Below are 16,715 nucleotides of genomic sequence, written 5' to 3'. Positions count from 1 at the left end.
TTTTATAATCTTAGAAAGGAACGTATTTAAAATATAGAAGAAAAGCGCAGGTATTTCAACCTGCGCATTTTCCTCTTTTATATCCTGACTAATGCCCAAGTTGATTTTTATGAAGACAAAATTTTACGTACGCATTGTTCAACTTTTGACACTCTTTTTATTGTCATCTTCATTGTTGAATGCACAACAGTTAAAGCTGGGAGATAATCCTGGTACAATGCAAAAATCAGCATTGCTCGAATTAGAAAGTAAATCGCAGGGTTTATTATTACCACGCATTACAGACACAACGCTGGCAACTATCAAAGCTTCTCCAGATGGGATGATCATCTTCCTTACGCTAAACAACAGTTTGTGTATACGTGCAAATGGTGCCTGGCAGAAACTGATACCAGAAGGGCAAGCCATTACTTCTATGAATGGATCTACCGTTCCGGTACAAACGATTACTGCTACGAGTAATGCTGCTCCTGCTTCTATCAGCACCGTAGGAGGGAATCATTTTGTGAACCTACCTGATGCTACAACTTCTTATAGTGGTTTTATTAATACAGGTGCGCAGACCTTTGCCGGTGCAAAAACTTTCAACGATAATTTAACGGCTAATCAGGATCTGTTGTTGCCTAATATTGTGGTAGATAATACAAAAGATAGTGTATTGCTGATTGATAACGGAAAAGTGTGGAAGAAACGATTGACGGGATTGCCTCCAACAGGTGCTGCCGGTGGAGATCTTACAGGAACATATCCTACTCCTGCGATAGCAGCTGGAGCTGTAACCGGTGCTAAGATGGCACAAGCTGGTGCTACTACCGGACAGGTACTAAAATGGAATGGAACTACATGGGCTCCTGCGGCAGATGATAATACCGGCAGTTTATCTTCTGTAGGTTTAACTGCTCCATCAATTTTTACAGTTACCGGTTCACCACTTACTGCCAACGGCAGCATTGGACTCGGATTGCAAACACAAGCTGCCAATACGTTTTGGGGAGGACCAAACACAGGTGCTGCAGCGACACCAACTTTTCGTACGCTGGTAGCTGCTGATATTCCTGCATTACCTTTCAGTAACATTACCGGTGTTGTACCTATCGCACAAGGAGGAACGGACTTAACTACTGTTGGTGCTAATGGAACTTTTTTAACCAGTAATGGTACAAGTATAGCTTACCGTACGCTGGCCGCTGCCGATATTCCAAGCCTGCCTTTCAGTAAGATCACTGGAACTGTACCTGTTACACAGGGAGGAACAGGGTTAACTACTGTTGGTGCTAACGGAACTTTTTTAACCAGTAACGGAACAAACATGGCTTACCGCACACTTACTGCTGCTGATATTCCTTCATTGCCTTTTAGTAATATTACTGGTGTTGTACCTATCGCACAGGGAGGAACAAACTTGACTACTGTTGGTGCTAATGGAACTGTGTTAACAAGTAATGGAACAACGCTTTCATATGTAACACCAACTGTGGGACTAACCTCTGTAGGTTTAACAATGCCATCTATTTTTAGCGTTGCTGGTTCACCGCTTACTGCAAATGGTACTATAGCGACTACCCTGCAAAACCAGACAGCTAATATTGTCTTTGCCGGTCCAAATACAGGTGCTGCAGCTGCACCAACTTTCCGTTCTCTGGTAGCTGCTGATATTCCTGCATTACCTTTCAGTAACATCACAGGTGTTGTACCTATCGCACAGGGGGGAACGAATTTAACTACTGTTGGTGCAAATGGAACTTTTTTAACTAGTAATGGAACTAGTATGGCTTACCGCACACTGACCGCTGCTGATATTCCTTCACTTCCTTTTAGTAACATTACAGGTATTGTGCCGATCGCACAAGGTGGAACAGCTTTATCGACTGTTGGTGCCAGCGGAACAGTGTTGACCAGTAATGGTACTACACTTTCTTATGCGACTCCGTCAGTTACACTGGCAGGAGATGTTACAGGAGCAAGTGGTAGTAATACGATTGGTGCAGGAGTTGTTACTTATGCTAAAATACAGAATGTAACCACACAGAAATTATTAGGAAGATATACTGCGAGTACGGGAAGTGTACAGGAAGTCTCATTGGATAATTCTCTGAAACTAACAACCGGGGGTATATTATATGCAGATAGTTCACTGGCAATATGGAATGCAAGTAAACTACAAGGAAAAGCACTTTCTCCATTAGCACCAACTGCAGGACAGGTATTAAAATGGAATGGTACTGCATGGGAAGGAGCTACAGATAATAATACGGGAACCTTAACATCAGTAGGGTTGACCATGCCATCAATTTTTAGCGTTACTGGTTCTCCGCTTACTGCAAATGGTACTATTGCGACTACATTACAAACACAAACTGCTAATACAATATTTGCAGGACCCAATACAGGTGCTGCTGCAGCACCAACTTTCCGGCCACTGGTAGCTGCTGATATTCCTTCACTTCCTTTTAGTAGCATTACAGGTATTGTACCAATCGCACAAGGTGGAACGGCTTTATCGACTGTCGGTGCCAGCGGAACAGTGTTGACCAGTAATGGTACTACACTTTCTTATTCAGCTTTGGGTGGTGATGTTACAGGTACTATTGCGGCAAACACCATCGCTGCAAAGGCGGTTACTTATGCTAAAATACAGGATGTAACTACACAGAAATTATTGGGAAGATATACCGCAAGTACAGGAAGTGTACAGGAAGTTTCTCTGGACAATTCTATAAAGCTCACTACTGCTGGTACTTTATATGCAGATAGTTCTCTTGCTATCTGGAATGCCAGTGAATTACAAGGGAGAAGAGTTTCTGCAGTTGCTCCTACGGATAATTATATCCTAAAATGGGATGCAGCTAGTAGTACCTGGGGGCCTGAAGTAGAAACAGCTGCTACCAACTGGCTCTTCACAGGTAATAGTAATACGACTGCAACCAGTTTCCTGGGTACTACTGTAGATCAGCCTATGGTGCTGAAATATAATAATAATGAACTCTTCCGTGGTACAAAAGGAACAGGTCTATATGCGCTTAAGACTGTTTCTCTCTTTAATGGTGCAAGCTCTTATAATGGCCATCCGGTTGTTATTCGGGCCAATGGTGTTGATGTACTGGCTTTCCAGGATTCTACCGGAACTATGAAGTGGCATTGGAATCTATTGGGTTCCGGGTTGAATTTCGTAGAATCAAATGTGGCAGATTACAGGTTGTTCTTGCAGAACGGTGGAAACGTCGGGATTGGTACAAGTACTCCAAGTGCATTGCTGGATGTGGAAGGTACAGTACAGTTGGGAGTTGGGGGTACTGTTCTTACAAATGTTATCAGGGCAGTAGGAACTACATCTGGGGCAGCAAACGTTGTTACGACAACACCATTATTGGTAACATTTAATATAGCAGGGGCGACTACCACATCTACAGTTATGGTAAGTCCTCAGGCAGCACTTCCTGGAGCAATAGGTATTGGTGCTGCATATGTATTAACCGCTGGTGTCGTTACCGTCAAGTTCATAAATACAAATGGTACCACTTCACTTCCTAACAACAGTAAATTTAGTATCACTATTATTAACTACTAATACAAAATCTATCATTTCTTAAACAACAACACCAGAAGTTACCTGAATAGGAAATTTCTGGTGTTGTTGTTTAAGGATCTTTGAGTACAAGCCCTCTATTCTCCATCTCCCGTATACCATTTCCCTGTTTTCCCATTAACTTTATATGACATGCGTTGCAAAGTGTTTCTTGCAAACGTTAGAGACACTTTAGAAAGCACGTCGGCCTGAGTTATACCATACCTACAATACCTATGAAAGCACAACTAAATCTGTACGCAGTTCAGTTATTAATACTGCTGTTATTTACATCCACACTTACGCGTGCCCAGTTGAAGCTGGGAGATAATCCAGGCGCCATACAAAAGTCTGCATTACTGGAGCTGGATAGCAAAACGCAGGGATTATTGTTACCAAGGATCTCAGATCTTACACTCCCCACACTTCAAAATTCTCCTGATGGGATGATCATCTACTATATACCAAATCAAAGCCTGTATATACGTGCCAATAATACATGGCAGAATCTGGCGGCAGCGGGAGGTAGCGGAATTACTTCCCTCAATGGACTCAATGCTTCTGTGCAGTTGTTTAAGACTACTAACCTAACTGCGGGTGGTTACGCAATTACTTCTACCGGGGGAACTCACACTCTGAATATCCCGAATGCTTCTGCTACTGTGAATGGTTTTATGAGCACAGGATCTCAGATATTTTCCGGTAGTAAAATATTTAACGGAGCATTATTCGCCAATGGCTCCTTTGTTCTTGGTAATGGAATGACATCCACCACAGGACAAATTATGATTTCGACTTCTGCTACGCAGCCTATACAACTGATCAGTGGAGATGTTAATATTATTTATGGTACTTCGGTATCTATTGGCAGTGCGACTGGCACCACTATTACGCAGGACCTTTTTCTTCCGCAAATTGGAGTGGATGATACAAAAGATACAGTACTGCTGATAGACCAGGGAAAGGTGTGGAAGAAAAAATTAAGCAGCCTGTCGGGCGGAGCGGCGTCCACTCTCCCAATAAGAGTTGTAACGACAGGCACTACTGTAGGTGACGATGATTATACCGTTGTAAGAAGTGGTACTGCAGATGGACCTGTTACCATTACTTTACCGTCAGCTACTGGCCGTACAGGCAGAGTATTCGTGATAAAACGGGCTACAGGAGCTGCTGATGTTGCAGTAAGCTCCAATGGGAGCAGTTTTGATGGAGATGACAGCAATACCGGTTTTAATCTGACTGATGGGGGGAGCGCTACTTTGCAGTCGGACGGTACTTACTGGTTCATCATATCAATATCCAGTCCTATTTAAAAAATGGGTTTCTGTATAATTATCAGAGATACAATTATGTATCTGAAATGGAAATTTTCCATTTTTCCTTTAACTTTACACTGTCGTTCTTTCCCGTAAGCATTTTAATTACCTTGGTTTTGAAAAAAGTTATTATCACAATAGATGGTTATTCTTCCTGTGGGAAGAGCACTTTGGCTAAGCAACTGGCCGGAGAACTGGATTATGTGTACATAGACAGCGGAGCCATGTATCGTGCAATAACCCTGTATTTCATACAGAATCTTGTGGATTGGAATAACGTGGATGAAGTGAATGAAGCCCTGGCTAGTATCACCCTGGAATTTGTGTATAACCCGATCACAATGTTGTCAGAAATGAATCTGAACGGGGAGAATGTAGAACATCTGATCCGTGAGATGCTCGTAGCAGAAAGGGTAAGTGAAGTAGCCGCAGTAAAAGAAGTGCGCGAATTCGCTGTAGCACAGCAACAGCAAATGGGAGAGCAGCGGGGTATTGTAATGGATGGCCGGGATATTGGAACTACTGTATTTCCCCATGCAGAACTGAAAATATTCATGACGGCAGATACCGCCATTCGTGTGGAACGCAGATTTAAAGAGTTGTACGCCAAAAACAAGAACATTACCCTTCACGAAATAAGAGAAAACCTGGAATTACGCGACTATATTGACACCAACAGAGAAATTAGCCCCCTACGAAAAGCTGAAGATGCTATTATATTGGATAACAGTCAGTTAAGTCTGAATGAGCAGCTTAAATTGGTGATGCAATGGGTGGATGACGTAATTATGGTACAATCTTCCTGAATTTATTAGAATATTAGAGAAACCTTTATTAAATTTGTTCTATTACCGGTTTTGTTACGGTAGAGAAACCCTGCATAATTTTCCACATCCTCCAGAATTTCCTACATTTTATTATTACTGTATTGTTTTGAACGCAGCTTATCGTTTTCAAATCATCATTATATTTTTTCAAGTGGTCTAGAGAAGTCTATAAAGATCATTTAAGGTCTTATCATAGCTGTATCCGGAGACCTGCTATTAACCGTGATTAATTTGACACTTATATATTCAGGCGTTGTGGCTAGTAATATTTGAACTTAATGTGGGCAAGGCGGGTTCGCCTGTTCGAGTCCATGTTTTCAGTAGGTGTATTCGGTTAATAGGAAGAAGGGGCGAATTCTTTCGCCCTTTCGCTTTTTTAACTAACTTGTGGTATACCTCGCTGTTGCATGCTTAAAGGCTATTATTTCTTATTTATCTTGTTCGTTTTTACAAAGGGGGACACATACGGGCAGGATTCTATCCTCGTTTTCCATACACTGGATTCTGCCAGACTATTGCCCAATGATACCAGTAAAGTAAATTGGCTGATCGATAAAGGAAAGTCCATGGGGCATTACTTTGATCAGCATAAAATGGAAAATCCCTTTTTCCAGGATGCAATTGTTACCGCTCAGCATCTCAGATATTTTCGTGGCTTGTTCAGCGTTTACAATGAACTGGGCATTTCCAAAAGAAATAAATCAGAATATATTCTGGCTTCAGACTATCATGAAAAGGCAGTTAAATATGCGGCAGAAGCAAAAAATGATCTGCTGTTAACTATTGCTTTAAATAATACCGGTGTAGACTATCGCCGGCAGGATAAATTGGAAAAAGCATTCGGATACCATTTCAGAGCATTACAACTGGCCGAGAAAATTAACGATGTCCGTAATATTTGTGTGGCTATTAACAGTATAGGTAATATTCAACTTTCAACGGGAAAGTATGATGATGCTATTGTCCATTTTAATAAGGCATTGCAACTCGAACATAAAAATGAGAATAGCCTTGGAGTGGCTATTAACCTGGGAAATATTGGATATGCTTACCAGGGATTAGGCAAACTGGACCTGGCGATTGATTATTATAAGAAATCGCTGGCTGTAAATCAGCAATTAAATAATAGTACCGGACTAACAATCTGTTACAACTCGCTCGGTGCTGCCTATAAGGAGAAGAAAGACTATGCACATGCCCTTGAATATCTCAATAAAGCATTGATTGTGAATAGTAAAGTGGAAGATAAGGTGCATGTAGCGGAAAGCAATCTGAGCATAGGTAAGTTATGGAGCCTCCAGGGGAAGCATGAGGAAGCCCGGAAATATATCCAGGCATCTATCAGTATCAGTTTGCTGTGGCGTTTTAAATCAATGCTGATGGATGCTTATAAAGCATTGGCCGCAGATTATAAAGCAAGTGGTGATTTTGAAAAGTCACTGGAGTTTATGGATAAATCATTGCTGTATAAGGATAGTTTGCTGGATGAAACATCTTCACAGGCACTTGCGCAGACACAGGCTATCTATGAGGTGGACAGGAAAGATAACCAGATCAAGCTGCTGGAACATGATAAACAGCTGGGAGAATTGCGCACCAAGCGTAATGTTGTGTATATTATGTCATTGGCAGGTTTCCTGCTGATGCTTATGGTGGGAGGCTTCTTTTATATCCGCCACCGGAACCTGGAAACCAATAAACATACCCTGCAACTGGAGCTCCGCTCTCTGCGTGCGCAAATGAATCCTCACTTTATTTTTAACTCACTCAGTTCCATTCATCGCTTTATCTGGAGTAATAATCAGGAGGAGGCATCAGACTATCTTACCAAGTTTTCGCGTTTAATGCGTATGATCCTTGATAACACTCAGTATACTTTTATTTCACTTAATAAAGAACTGGAATCGTTACGTTTGTATCTTGATCTTGAAAAACTACGCTGCAATGATGTGTTTGATTATATAATTAATGTGGCGGTAGATATTAATGAGGAGGAGGTGCTGATCCCACCCATGATCATTCAACCATATGTGGAAAATGCTATCTGGCACGGTCTTGTACATAAGTCAGGTAAAGGACTGCTTGAAATAAATGTTACCCTGAAAGGACGTACTCTTACTTGTATAGTTACGGATAATGGAATAGGTAGGAAAAAGGCAATAGAAATTAAAGAAAAGAAGGGACAAACACACCGTTCGATGGGCATGAAAGTGACGGAAGGAAGGATAGATCTGATCCGGAAAATTAACAATACCAAAGAAGCAAACGTAAATATAACAGACCTGGAAGATGGAACCGGTATAGCCACAGGTACAGAGGTGAAACTTATCTTACCAGTGGAATTTATTTTTTAATATACATAAAGAGCATGAGCGAAATAAAGGCCATCATTGTTGATGACGAGCAGCATTGTATCGATGCCCTGCAAACAATGTTGCAGAAAAAATGCCCGGAAGTAACAGTATTGGGAGGGGTGAACAGTGTAAAAGAAGCGAAAGATCTAATTGAAGCGTTACAACCGGATGTTGTATTCCTGGATGTAGAAATGCCACATCAGAATGGGTTTGAATTATTGAAACTATTCGATAAGATCACCTTCGATGTGATATTCACTACTGCATATGAACAATACGCTTTAAAGGCGATCAAGTTCAATGCACTGGATTATTTGTTAAAACCCTTCAGTATCAAAGAACTCCAGGATGCCATCCAGAAATGTGTGAGCAGGCGTAACGGACAATCCGCAGAACAGCATTCTCCTATTGAAGTGTTTCTGCAGAATATGAAAACACTGCATCAGACCCATAAGAAAATAGCATTACCTACTATTAACGGACTGGTGTTTATGCCGGTGCAAAATATTGTGAGATGTGAATCTACCGGAAATTATACCCGGATCTTTTTTACAGATAAGAAGAACCTGATGGTATCGCGTCCTCTGAAAGAGTTTGAGGAACTGCTAACTGATGTGGACTTTTTCCGGGTGCACAATTCACATCTTATTAACTTACAACAGATGCAATCTTATATACAGGGAGAAGGAGGCTTTGCACTTATGAGTGATGGAACGCAGGTAGAAGTTTCGCGCCGGCGTAAAGCAGACTTCCTGAAAAAAGTGATGCAATTCTAACCAGATGTAAGGTGTTTTATGCCACTTACAGGAAATTGACTGCCGGATAATAAATGTCGGTTGTCGGCTGATAAGGTAAAAACTACTTTTGACTCAGATTTTACCTTATTTCAATATATAATTTTTTTTCTCTGCATTACTAGCATTGATTAGCCCCAAAGAAGAAAGACACCACGTGGTGTCTTTCTTGTTATTATAACTTAATCAAACTTACTGGCGAGTTCCTCTATTTTATGTTCCAGTCCGTAGAATGAAAGTAATTTTCTGATCACTGCTTCCACTAATGCATCGGGACAGGAAGCTCCGCTTGTGAGCATAATGGTGACCTGTTCTTTTCCCGGCAGGAAAGAAAAGCTATGCAGTTCTTGTTTATGGTGGAAGTCCCAATGTTGTACTTCATTGGCAGATATCAGTTTCTCGTCTGAAGAAATAAAAAAGGTAGGCAGTTTCTCTTCACATAGTTCTACCAGGTGAGATGTATTAGAGCTGTTATAACCACCCACTACGATGGCAAGATCTGCCTGTTCCTGGAGCAGCCCCGTTACGGCACTCTGGTTATCATTGGTGGCATAGCAGAGTGTATCCCTTGCATCTGCGAAGCGCTCTCCGGCATTGGCTGCGGTAAGTGCATACCTGTCCATCATCACATTGCGGATATAGTCGGCGATAGCCTGGGTTTCAGTGGCCAGCATAGTGGTCTGGTTAACCACGCCTACACGCTGAAGGTCTTTGGCTACATCAAAACCACTGGAATATTGTCCTTTAAAGAGTTCATAGAAATCAGCTGCCGGTCTCTCACCGGTAATGAAGGTGGCCAGTAACTGAGCTTCCGCCATATCTTTCACTACGATGGTAGGCGTACTATGCCGGCTGTGAGAGAAGGTAGCCCTGGTTTCTTCATGTCCAGGCTTACCATGTACAATAACAGTATAGGATTGTTGTCCGATCTGTTCAGCCTTGTTCCATACCCTTTCCACGAAGGGGCAGGTCGTATTATATTGAAGGGGGGCAATGCCCAGTGAAGTTAGTTTAGCTTCTATTTCCAGGGTGGTACCAAAAGCAGGAATGATCACGATATCATCCGGATTCAGTGATTCCCAGGGTACCAGCTGGCGGCCGGCTGTATCCATAATGAACTGTACGCCTCTGGCCAGCAGGTCATTATTTACGTGGGGATTATGGATCATTTCACTCAACAGGAAGATCCTTTTGTCCGGATTCTCGTCTACCGTTTTGAACGCGATCTCAATAGCGTTCTCCACACCATAGCAAAAGCCGAAGTGGCGGGCCAGTAATACTTTCATCGAACCAAAATCCAGTACGGTTGGTGTAAAATCCTTCTTCATGCGGTCCTGCTTTTTCCGGCTGTTCTTAATAGCCGTAATCAGCGGACTGCGATATATAACAGGTACGTTGAATGTTTTCATCTGGAGGCAAAGTTACATATTTTGATGGCCAGTATTATGACCGGTTTACTCCTGGCTCATTTTCTTTAACCAGGCCTTTTCTTCAGGGGTCAGACTTTCGTAGCCTTTGTCGTTGATTTTATCAAGCAACTGATCCAGGTGGTTTTGCCTGTTCTCTTCCGGGCCGTTCCTTACTATCTTAAGAGGAGATTTTTTAGGTTTGAATATACGTTTACGCCTGGGTGATTCTACGCGTACCCGTCTGTTGAACAGCCATATAAGCGGCTGGCAGATGTCCGTACCGTTATCCAGTAGTTTAATATATACAAAACCCATAAGTGCACCACCCAGGTGAGCAGCGATACCGCCGGTATTACCATCGGGAATGGCAATTGCATCCAGGACTACTACTGCCAGGGCCAGCCATTTTAACCGGACAGGTCCGAAAAACAGCAGGCCTATCTCATAATTGGGTATTTTGGTAGCACAGGCTACAAGCATGCATATTACCGAGGCCGAAGCACCAATGAGGGTACCATCGATACTGGAATAAGCCAGGTTGTAAACCAGCAGGAATATAAGGCCGCCTGTGATTCCACCCAGAAGGTAGAGGGGCAATACTCGGTGATTGCCAAGGAAAGACCGGAAGAGGTTACCAAACCAGTAGAGGTTCAACATGTTGAAAAATAAATGGAAGATGGCAACATGGGTGAACATATAAGTGAATAACCCCCAGGGTTTTGAGATCAAAGCAGGTAATGCTGAATGCAGGGACAGCTGCTCATACAAAAAGGTGGGTATAAAACCAGTTGCGGGGGATATCCACCCCGCTACATGCACTACTCCGAGCAGGAGGAATACAACAATGTTCCAGAATAGCAGATGGTTAATTGTGTTTCCTTGTCTCAGCCAGAAGCGAATATCAGATCTGAAAGAAGTTCCGTTCATACATGAAAATTAGTACAAAATTGCCATTCCTAAACCTATTTGACGGTACATTTTTACAAGTAACGGAAGCCTTGTTTATCAATGGGAATTTGGTGTTTTTTTTATGATTATTCAGTATCTTTGCCCTCCAATTAAAAACTCCCGGCCAAATTCCGGGGGATATTTATTAACAAAAGGAGGAACCAAATTTTGGCAGAAAACAACATTACTAACGAACAAAACGCTGAACAGCAGGCACCAGAGGCAGTAGTTGCCCAGGTAGAAACAGCGACAAAAAATGCACCTGTTGCAGTACAGACCGCTCACGACGATTTTGACTGGAGCGTGGACAAACGTAACGTTTCTTCCTACAGCCAGGAAGAAAAGGTTAAGTATGACCAAACTTACGACAGCACTTTCAAAGTGATCGAAGAAAACGGTTTGCTTACCGGTACCGTAGTTGGTTTAACCAAAACGGATGTGGTAATCAATATCGGCTTCAAATCAGACGGTCTGATCTCTCTGAACGAGTTCCGCGATTTGCAGGGACTGAAAGTTGGAGATGAAGTAGAAGTACTGGTAGTAGAAAAAGAAGACCGCGATGGTAACCTGCACCTGAGCCGTAAACAGGCTCGTCAGCAACGTGCATGGGAAAAAATCGTGGAAGTTTACAAAACAGGCGAAGTGGTTACTGGTACTGTTACCAGCAAAACCAAAGGCGGCCTGATCGTGGACGTTTATGGTATGGAAACCTTCCTGCCAGGTTCACAGATCGACGTGAAACCTGTTACCGACTACGATCAGTTTGTAGGTAAAACAATGGAATTCAAAGTGGTTAAGGTTAACGAAGCCATCAGAAACGCAGTTGTGTCCCACAAAGCACTCATCGAAAGCGATATCGAACAACAAAGAGTGGATATTATCTCCAAACTGGAAAAAGGCCAGGTATTAGAAGGTACTATCAAGAATATTACAGACTTCGGTGCGTTCATCGACCTGGGTGGTCTGGACGGCCTGCTGTACATCACCGATATCAGCTGGGGTCGTATCTCTCACCCAAGCGAAGTACTGCAGATGGATCAGAAGATCAATGTGGTGGTACTGGACTTCGACGACGAGAAAAAACGTATCAGCCTCGGTTACAAACAACTCACTCCCCATCCTTGGGATACCTTACCTGCAAACATCACTGAAGGTGCGCGCGTGAAAGGTAAAGTAGTGAACATCGAAGATTATGGTGCATTCCTGGAAATTCTGCCTGGCGTAGAAGGACTGGTACACGTATCTGAAATCTCCTGGGCTTCTACACCAATCAATGCTAAAGAATTCTTCAAATTAGGTGAAGAATACGAAGCAGTGGTAGTTACCCTGAGCAAAGACGAACGTAAAATGAGCCTGTCTATCAAGCAATTGACAGAAGATCCTTGGGCTACTATCGAAACTAAATTCCCGCTGGAAAGCCGTCACAAAGGTATTGTGAAGAACATTACTCCTTATGGCGTGTTCGTTGAGCTGGAAACAGGTATCGGTGGTATGATCCACATCTCTGACCTTAGCTGGATCAAACGTTTCAATCACCCAAGTGAGTACACGAAAGTAGGTAGCGAAATCGAAGTAGTAATACTGGGAATTGACAAAGACAACCGCAAACTGAGCCTGGGCCACAAACAAATTGAAGAAGATCCATGGAACACTTTCGAAACTATCTTCCCAATTGGATCTATCCATGAAGGTACTGTAGTGAAGAAAGATGACAAGGGTGCTACTGTTCAATTACAATATGGCCTGGAAGCTTACGCTCCTGCACGTCACCTCCGCACTGAAGATGAAAAAGCAATTGCTGTTGAAGATGTGAAAGAATTCATGATCATTGAATTCGATCGCAGCGAAAAACGCATCCTGGTTTCTCATACAAGAGTTTGGGAACAGGTGAAGACCGAAGAAAAAGAAGCGGTTGCTAAAGAAAAGAGAGCAGATGCTGATAAAACCCGCAAGGCAGTTAAAACCATTCAGAGTAAAGTAGAAAAAGCTACTTTAGGTGATCTGGGTGCTTTAGCTGAACTGAGAGAGAAATTGAAGCAGTCTGAAGGTGGTGAAGAAGAGAAAAAAGGTTAATTAGCTTTTTTAGGTTTAAATAATACAAGGGTTGTTTCGCAAGGAACAGCCCTTGTTGTTTTTAGGAAAGTCTAAAGGAAAGCAGGTAAAGTGATCTGGGTTAAACCTGTAGTCCGCTCCTCTAATATTGGGAAAAGCAGGTAAAGTAGTGTGGGTTAAGCAAGGGGTTGGTTGGAGTTAAGAAGGGGTTAAGCAGGGGTTAGTTTGACTCGAGTCAAACTAACCCCTGCTTAACCCCTTCTTAACTTCTGCTTATATTATAACTTAGCCAGCATTTCATCATTAAACTCCTTCAAAGAGCTTAACTGCAAATCAGCCAGCGCATAACGTGAGTTATTACGGTTATGGGACTCAGGAACAACCACCACCTTCATGCGGGCTGCTTTGGCAGCTGTCATACCGGTAACGGAATCCTCAAAGGCTAAACATTCCAGGGGAGTACTGCCCAGTGCTTTAGCACAGGAAAGGTAAACAGCCGGATGCGGCTTACCATGTGATTCAAATTCTGCTGAAGATATGACCTGAAAACGATCTTTAATACCAAAGTGAGTAACAGCAGCGTCGATCAGCCGCAGAGGAGAGGAGGAGGCTAGTCCTATTTTAAACTTCTTCTGTTCAAAATAATCAAGGATGTATTCTAATCCTTCCATAGCCTCACCTTCTGCTACTATTTTGCCTGTAATACTATCAATAATTTCGTTCGTTACCTGCTCGTTGCTTTTTCCCTGCCATTTAAAGAAATTATGCCAGTAATCCACTACTTCTACTGTACGCAGGCCGGTAGTATGACTAGCCTGCTCTTTTGACAATTCCACTCCTACAGTAGCGAATACTTCCCGCATCGCCTGCCCCCACAAGGGTTCTGAGTCAATTAACAACCCATCCATATCGAAAATCACCGTATTAATCATGTGTGCGTTTCATTTGTTTTGCGCCGGCAAAGTTACATTATCATTCTAATGACAATAGAAAAATCCGAGGAAGAAATGATGACTAATTTCCCTGCTTTTAAATAAATTCTAATATTTACCCCCTTTTTTTATGAAAATTTCCTTTGGAAATCTCGCGTAGATTTATAACTTTGTTATAGTCTACAAAAACGATGGGAAATATGGATAGTATAAGAAAGGACCAGTGTTGGATGTTCCGTTGCTGTAATGCAACGGTAAGGAGGGAGGCGTAGATGTATAGTACTGATGATCAATCAAGAATCAAACAAGATATACAAAGCCTCCGGTATTTACGGGGGCTTTGTGCTTTATATAGGCTAAGGAAGTGTTTAATCTGATAATTTACCACCAAGAAATTAATTTATATGCAAAGCTTCAGAACAGAACTGGAAAATCCTGTAGTAGAAAGGGATATAATAGAACTGGAGAAAAAGATCCGATTATTTCGTGAAGGACAGATCCCGGATGAGAAATTCCGTAGCCTGCGTTTGACAAGAGGCATTTATGGCCAGCGTCAGGCGGGTGTACAAATGATACGTATCAAACTGCCATATGGTAAAATGACCTTTGAACAATGGAAACGTATTTCAGATGTTTCAGATGAGTATTCTACCGGTAACCTGCACCTCACTACCCGTCAGGATATACAGATTCACTTCGTGAGCCTGGAAAGAACTCCGGAGTTGTGGAGTAAGCTGGATCTTGACGATATTACTATTCGCGAGGCATGTGGAAATGCTGTTCGTAATATCACCGCGTCAGACAGGGCAGGTATTGACCCTGAAGAACCATTTGATGTTTCTCCATATGCAGATGCTGCTTTCCGTTATTTCCTGCGTAACCCAATATGCCAGGATATGGGCCGTAAATTCAAGATGGCCTATTCCAGCAGCGATGCAGATACTGCCTGGGCATTTATGCATGACATAGGAGTGATACCTAAGATTCGTGAAATAGACGGAAAACAGGTACGTGGTTTTAAAGTGATGATTGGTGGCGGTTTGGGTGCACAGCCTTACCTCGCTCATGTTGCTTACGAGTTTCTGGAAGCAGATCAGTTGATCCCATATATAGAAACAGTATTGCGTGTATTTGACAGGCATGGAGAAAGAGCCAGTCGCCATAAAGCCCGTTTGAAATTCCTGATCCAGAAGATTGGTCTGGAAGAATTTACAAGATTAGTAGAAGAAGAGCGTATTGCGAATAAATCTAAGTCCTTCCCGGTTGATGCGGATGCATGGGCAGATCCGGAATTACCTGCTGCTGATGCAGTAGTGCCGGCTTTCACAATAAAGGACCCTAAAAAATACGAAGCATGGAAGGCTACAAATGCTTTCCGTCAGCGTCAGGCAGATTATTATGCTGCTTACGTACGCGTACCACTGGGGAACATCAGTTCTGTTATTTCACGTCAGCTGATTGAGGCATTACGTCCTGCTGTTGGAAATGATGTGCGTATAACTGCGAACCAGGGTTTGCTGTTGAAATATATTTTACCGGTACACCTGCCTTACGTGTTCAGCGCGCTGGAAACAGCTGGTTTTGCTGAACCGGGTTTTGATAGTATTGCTGATATTACCGCCTGCCCTGGAACAGATACCTGTAACCTGGCAATTTCCAGCAGCACCGGTATTGCTACAGCATTAGAACTGGTAATCCAGGATGAGTTTCCTGATCTCATATATAATAAAGACATTAAGATTAAGATCAGTGGATGTATGAACTCCTGCAGTCAGCATGGTATTGCGTCTATCGGATTTCATGGTAGTTCCATAAAGAGTGGTGGTAAAGTATTACCAGCCCTGCAGGTATTGCTGGGCGGCGGTATTGTAGGTGATGGTGTTGGTCGTGTGGCTGACAAAGTAATAAAAGTGCCAAGTAAACGTGGTCCTGATGTACTGCGTTCATTGTTACACAACTTTGAAGGGAATGGTCTGAAGAATGAGAAATTTAATGAATACTACGATCGCCAGGGAGAGAAATATTTCTATGATCTGCTGAAACCATTAACAGATCTGACCACATTACAGGATGATGATTTTGTTGACTGGGGCCAGGGAGACAAATTTGCCACCGCTATTGGTGTTGGTGAATGTGCTGGTGTGGTAATCGATCTGGTAGCTACTTTGTTACTGGAAGGAGAAGAAAAGCTGCAATCATCAAATGAATCGATTGAAATCAAGCAGTATGCAGATAGTATCTATCATTCTTATTCCGCTTTTATACAGACTGCAAAGGCTTTACTGTTAGGAGAAGGGGTGAGTTGCAATACGCAAACAGGTATCATCAAAGATTTTGACAAACATTTCGTAGAAACTGGCAAATGGCCAATCGTTGGTGGATTTAATACACTGGTATTACAAATCAACCAGAACGAGCCTTCAGAAATTTTTGCAAAACAATATAACAAGGAGGCCGCAGATTTTTATGCGCAGGCTCAGGCATTCAGACAATCTGAAGTAGCTGCATCCTAATGTGC

At 42.5% G+C, this 16,715-nt stretch carries 10 protein-coding genes; 7 read left to right on the top strand and 3 right to left on the bottom strand.

What is annotated here, in order from left to right; all coding sequences use genetic code 11:
• Positions 1–109: 109 nt before the first annotated feature.
• From BM176_RS01490 to BM176_RS01470, 5 genes are all read left to right on the top strand, one after another.
• On the top strand, positions 110–3,568 hold the full coding sequence (locus BM176_RS01490) for a beta strand repeat-containing protein (RefSeq protein ID WP_143097673.1): 3,459 nt from the start codon (positions 110–112) through the stop codon (positions 3,566–3,568).
• Between the two features lie 233 nt (positions 3,569–3,801).
• Entirely contained in the window at positions 3,802–4,878 is a 1,077-nt protein-coding gene (locus BM176_RS01485; RefSeq protein WP_090098847.1) for a hypothetical protein, read from the top strand.
• 119 nt (positions 4,879–4,997) lie between these two features.
• Entirely contained in the window at positions 4,998–5,687 is a 690-nt protein-coding gene (cmk, locus tag BM176_RS01480) for a (d)CMP kinase (RefSeq protein WP_090101524.1), read from the top strand.
• A 428-nt stretch (positions 5,688–6,115) separates the two neighbouring features.
• Positions 6,116–8,062 carry a tetratricopeptide repeat-containing sensor histidine kinase gene (locus BM176_RS01475; RefSeq protein ID WP_090098845.1) on the top strand — a complete coding sequence of 649 codons (1,947 nt, stop codon included), beginning with the start codon at positions 6,116–6,118 and terminating at the stop codon, positions 8,060–8,062.
• A gap of 14 nt (positions 8,063–8,076) precedes the next feature.
• A complete protein-coding gene (locus BM176_RS01470; protein ID WP_090098843.1) occupies positions 8,077–8,838 on the top strand; it encodes a LytR/AlgR family response regulator transcription factor in 762 nt (253 codons plus the stop codon).
• 200 nt (positions 8,839–9,038) lie between these two features.
• On the opposite strand, the gene BM176_RS01465 is transcribed toward BM176_RS01470, so the two are convergent.
• Positions 9,039–10,265 (bottom strand): 4-hydroxy-3-methylbut-2-enyl diphosphate reductase, encoded by a 1,227-nt coding sequence (locus BM176_RS01465; protein WP_090098841.1) that lies wholly within the window; start codon positions 10,263–10,265, stop codon positions 9,039–9,041.
• Positions 10,266–10,310: 45 nt separating this feature from the next.
• Positions 10,311–11,192, bottom strand: a complete 882-nt coding sequence (locus tag BM176_RS01460; protein ID WP_090098839.1) for a rhomboid family protein — start codon at positions 11,190–11,192, stop codon at positions 10,311–10,313.
• A 189-nt stretch (positions 11,193–11,381) separates the two neighbouring features.
• Here BM176_RS01460 and rpsA point away from each other — a divergent pair, with 189 nt between their 5' ends.
• Positions 11,382–13,286: a 30S ribosomal protein S1 gene (gene rpsA / locus BM176_RS01455; RefSeq protein ID WP_090098838.1), complete on the top strand. Its 1,905-nt coding sequence runs from the start codon at positions 11,382–11,384 to the stop codon at positions 13,284–13,286.
• A gap of 257 nt (positions 13,287–13,543) precedes the next feature.
• Here the strand turns inward: rpsA and hxpB are convergent, their stop codons facing one another.
• A complete protein-coding gene (gene hxpB, locus BM176_RS01450; RefSeq protein ID WP_090098836.1) occupies positions 13,544–14,197 on the bottom strand; it encodes a hexitol phosphatase HxpB in 654 nt (217 codons plus the stop codon).
• Positions 14,198–14,601: 404 nt separating this feature from the next.
• Between hxpB and BM176_RS01445 the strand changes: the two genes are divergently transcribed.
• Positions 14,602–16,710, top strand: coding sequence for a HEPN domain-containing protein (locus BM176_RS01445; RefSeq protein ID WP_090098834.1), 2,109 nt, complete (start codon positions 14,602–14,604; stop codon positions 16,708–16,710).
• Positions 16,711–16,715: the final 5 nt, after the last annotated feature.

The organism is Chitinophaga sp. CF118 (assembly GCF_900112615.1).
In the GTDB taxonomy this organism is placed as follows: Bacteria; Bacteroidota; Bacteroidia; order Chitinophagales; family Chitinophagaceae; genus Chitinophaga.
This window is presented reverse-complemented; position numbering and strand designations above follow the sequence as displayed.

What these genes read in the sequence shown, in the direction of transcription:
- BM176_RS01475 (WP_090098845.1), top strand. Translation starts at nt 6,116, where the DNA reads ATGCTTAAAGGCTATTATTTCTTATTTATCTTGTTCGTTTTTACAAAG.
- BM176_RS01445 (WP_090098834.1), top strand. Translation starts at nt 14,602, where the DNA reads ATGCAAAGCTTCAGAACAGAACTGGAAAATCCTGTAGTAGAAAGGGAT.
- BM176_RS01470 (WP_090098843.1), top strand. Translation starts at nt 8,077, where the DNA reads ATGAGCGAAATAAAGGCCATCATTGTTGATGACGAGCAGCATTGTATC.
- BM176_RS01460 (WP_090098839.1), bottom strand. Translation starts at nt 11,192, where the DNA reads ATGAACGGAACTTCTTTCAGATCTGATATTCGCTTCTGGCTGAGACAA.
- BM176_RS01490 (WP_143097673.1), top strand. Translation starts at nt 110, where the DNA reads ATGAAGACAAAATTTTACGTACGCATTGTTCAACTTTTGACACTCTTT.
- BM176_RS01465 (WP_090098841.1), bottom strand. Translation starts at nt 10,265, where the DNA reads ATGAAAACATTCAACGTACCTGTTATATATCGCAGTCCGCTGATTACG.
- BM176_RS01485 (WP_090098847.1), top strand. Translation starts at nt 3,802, where the DNA reads ATGAAAGCACAACTAAATCTGTACGCAGTTCAGTTATTAATACTGCTG.
- hxpB (WP_090098836.1), bottom strand. Translation starts at nt 14,197, where the DNA reads ATGATTAATACGGTGATTTTCGATATGGATGGGTTGTTAATTGACTCA.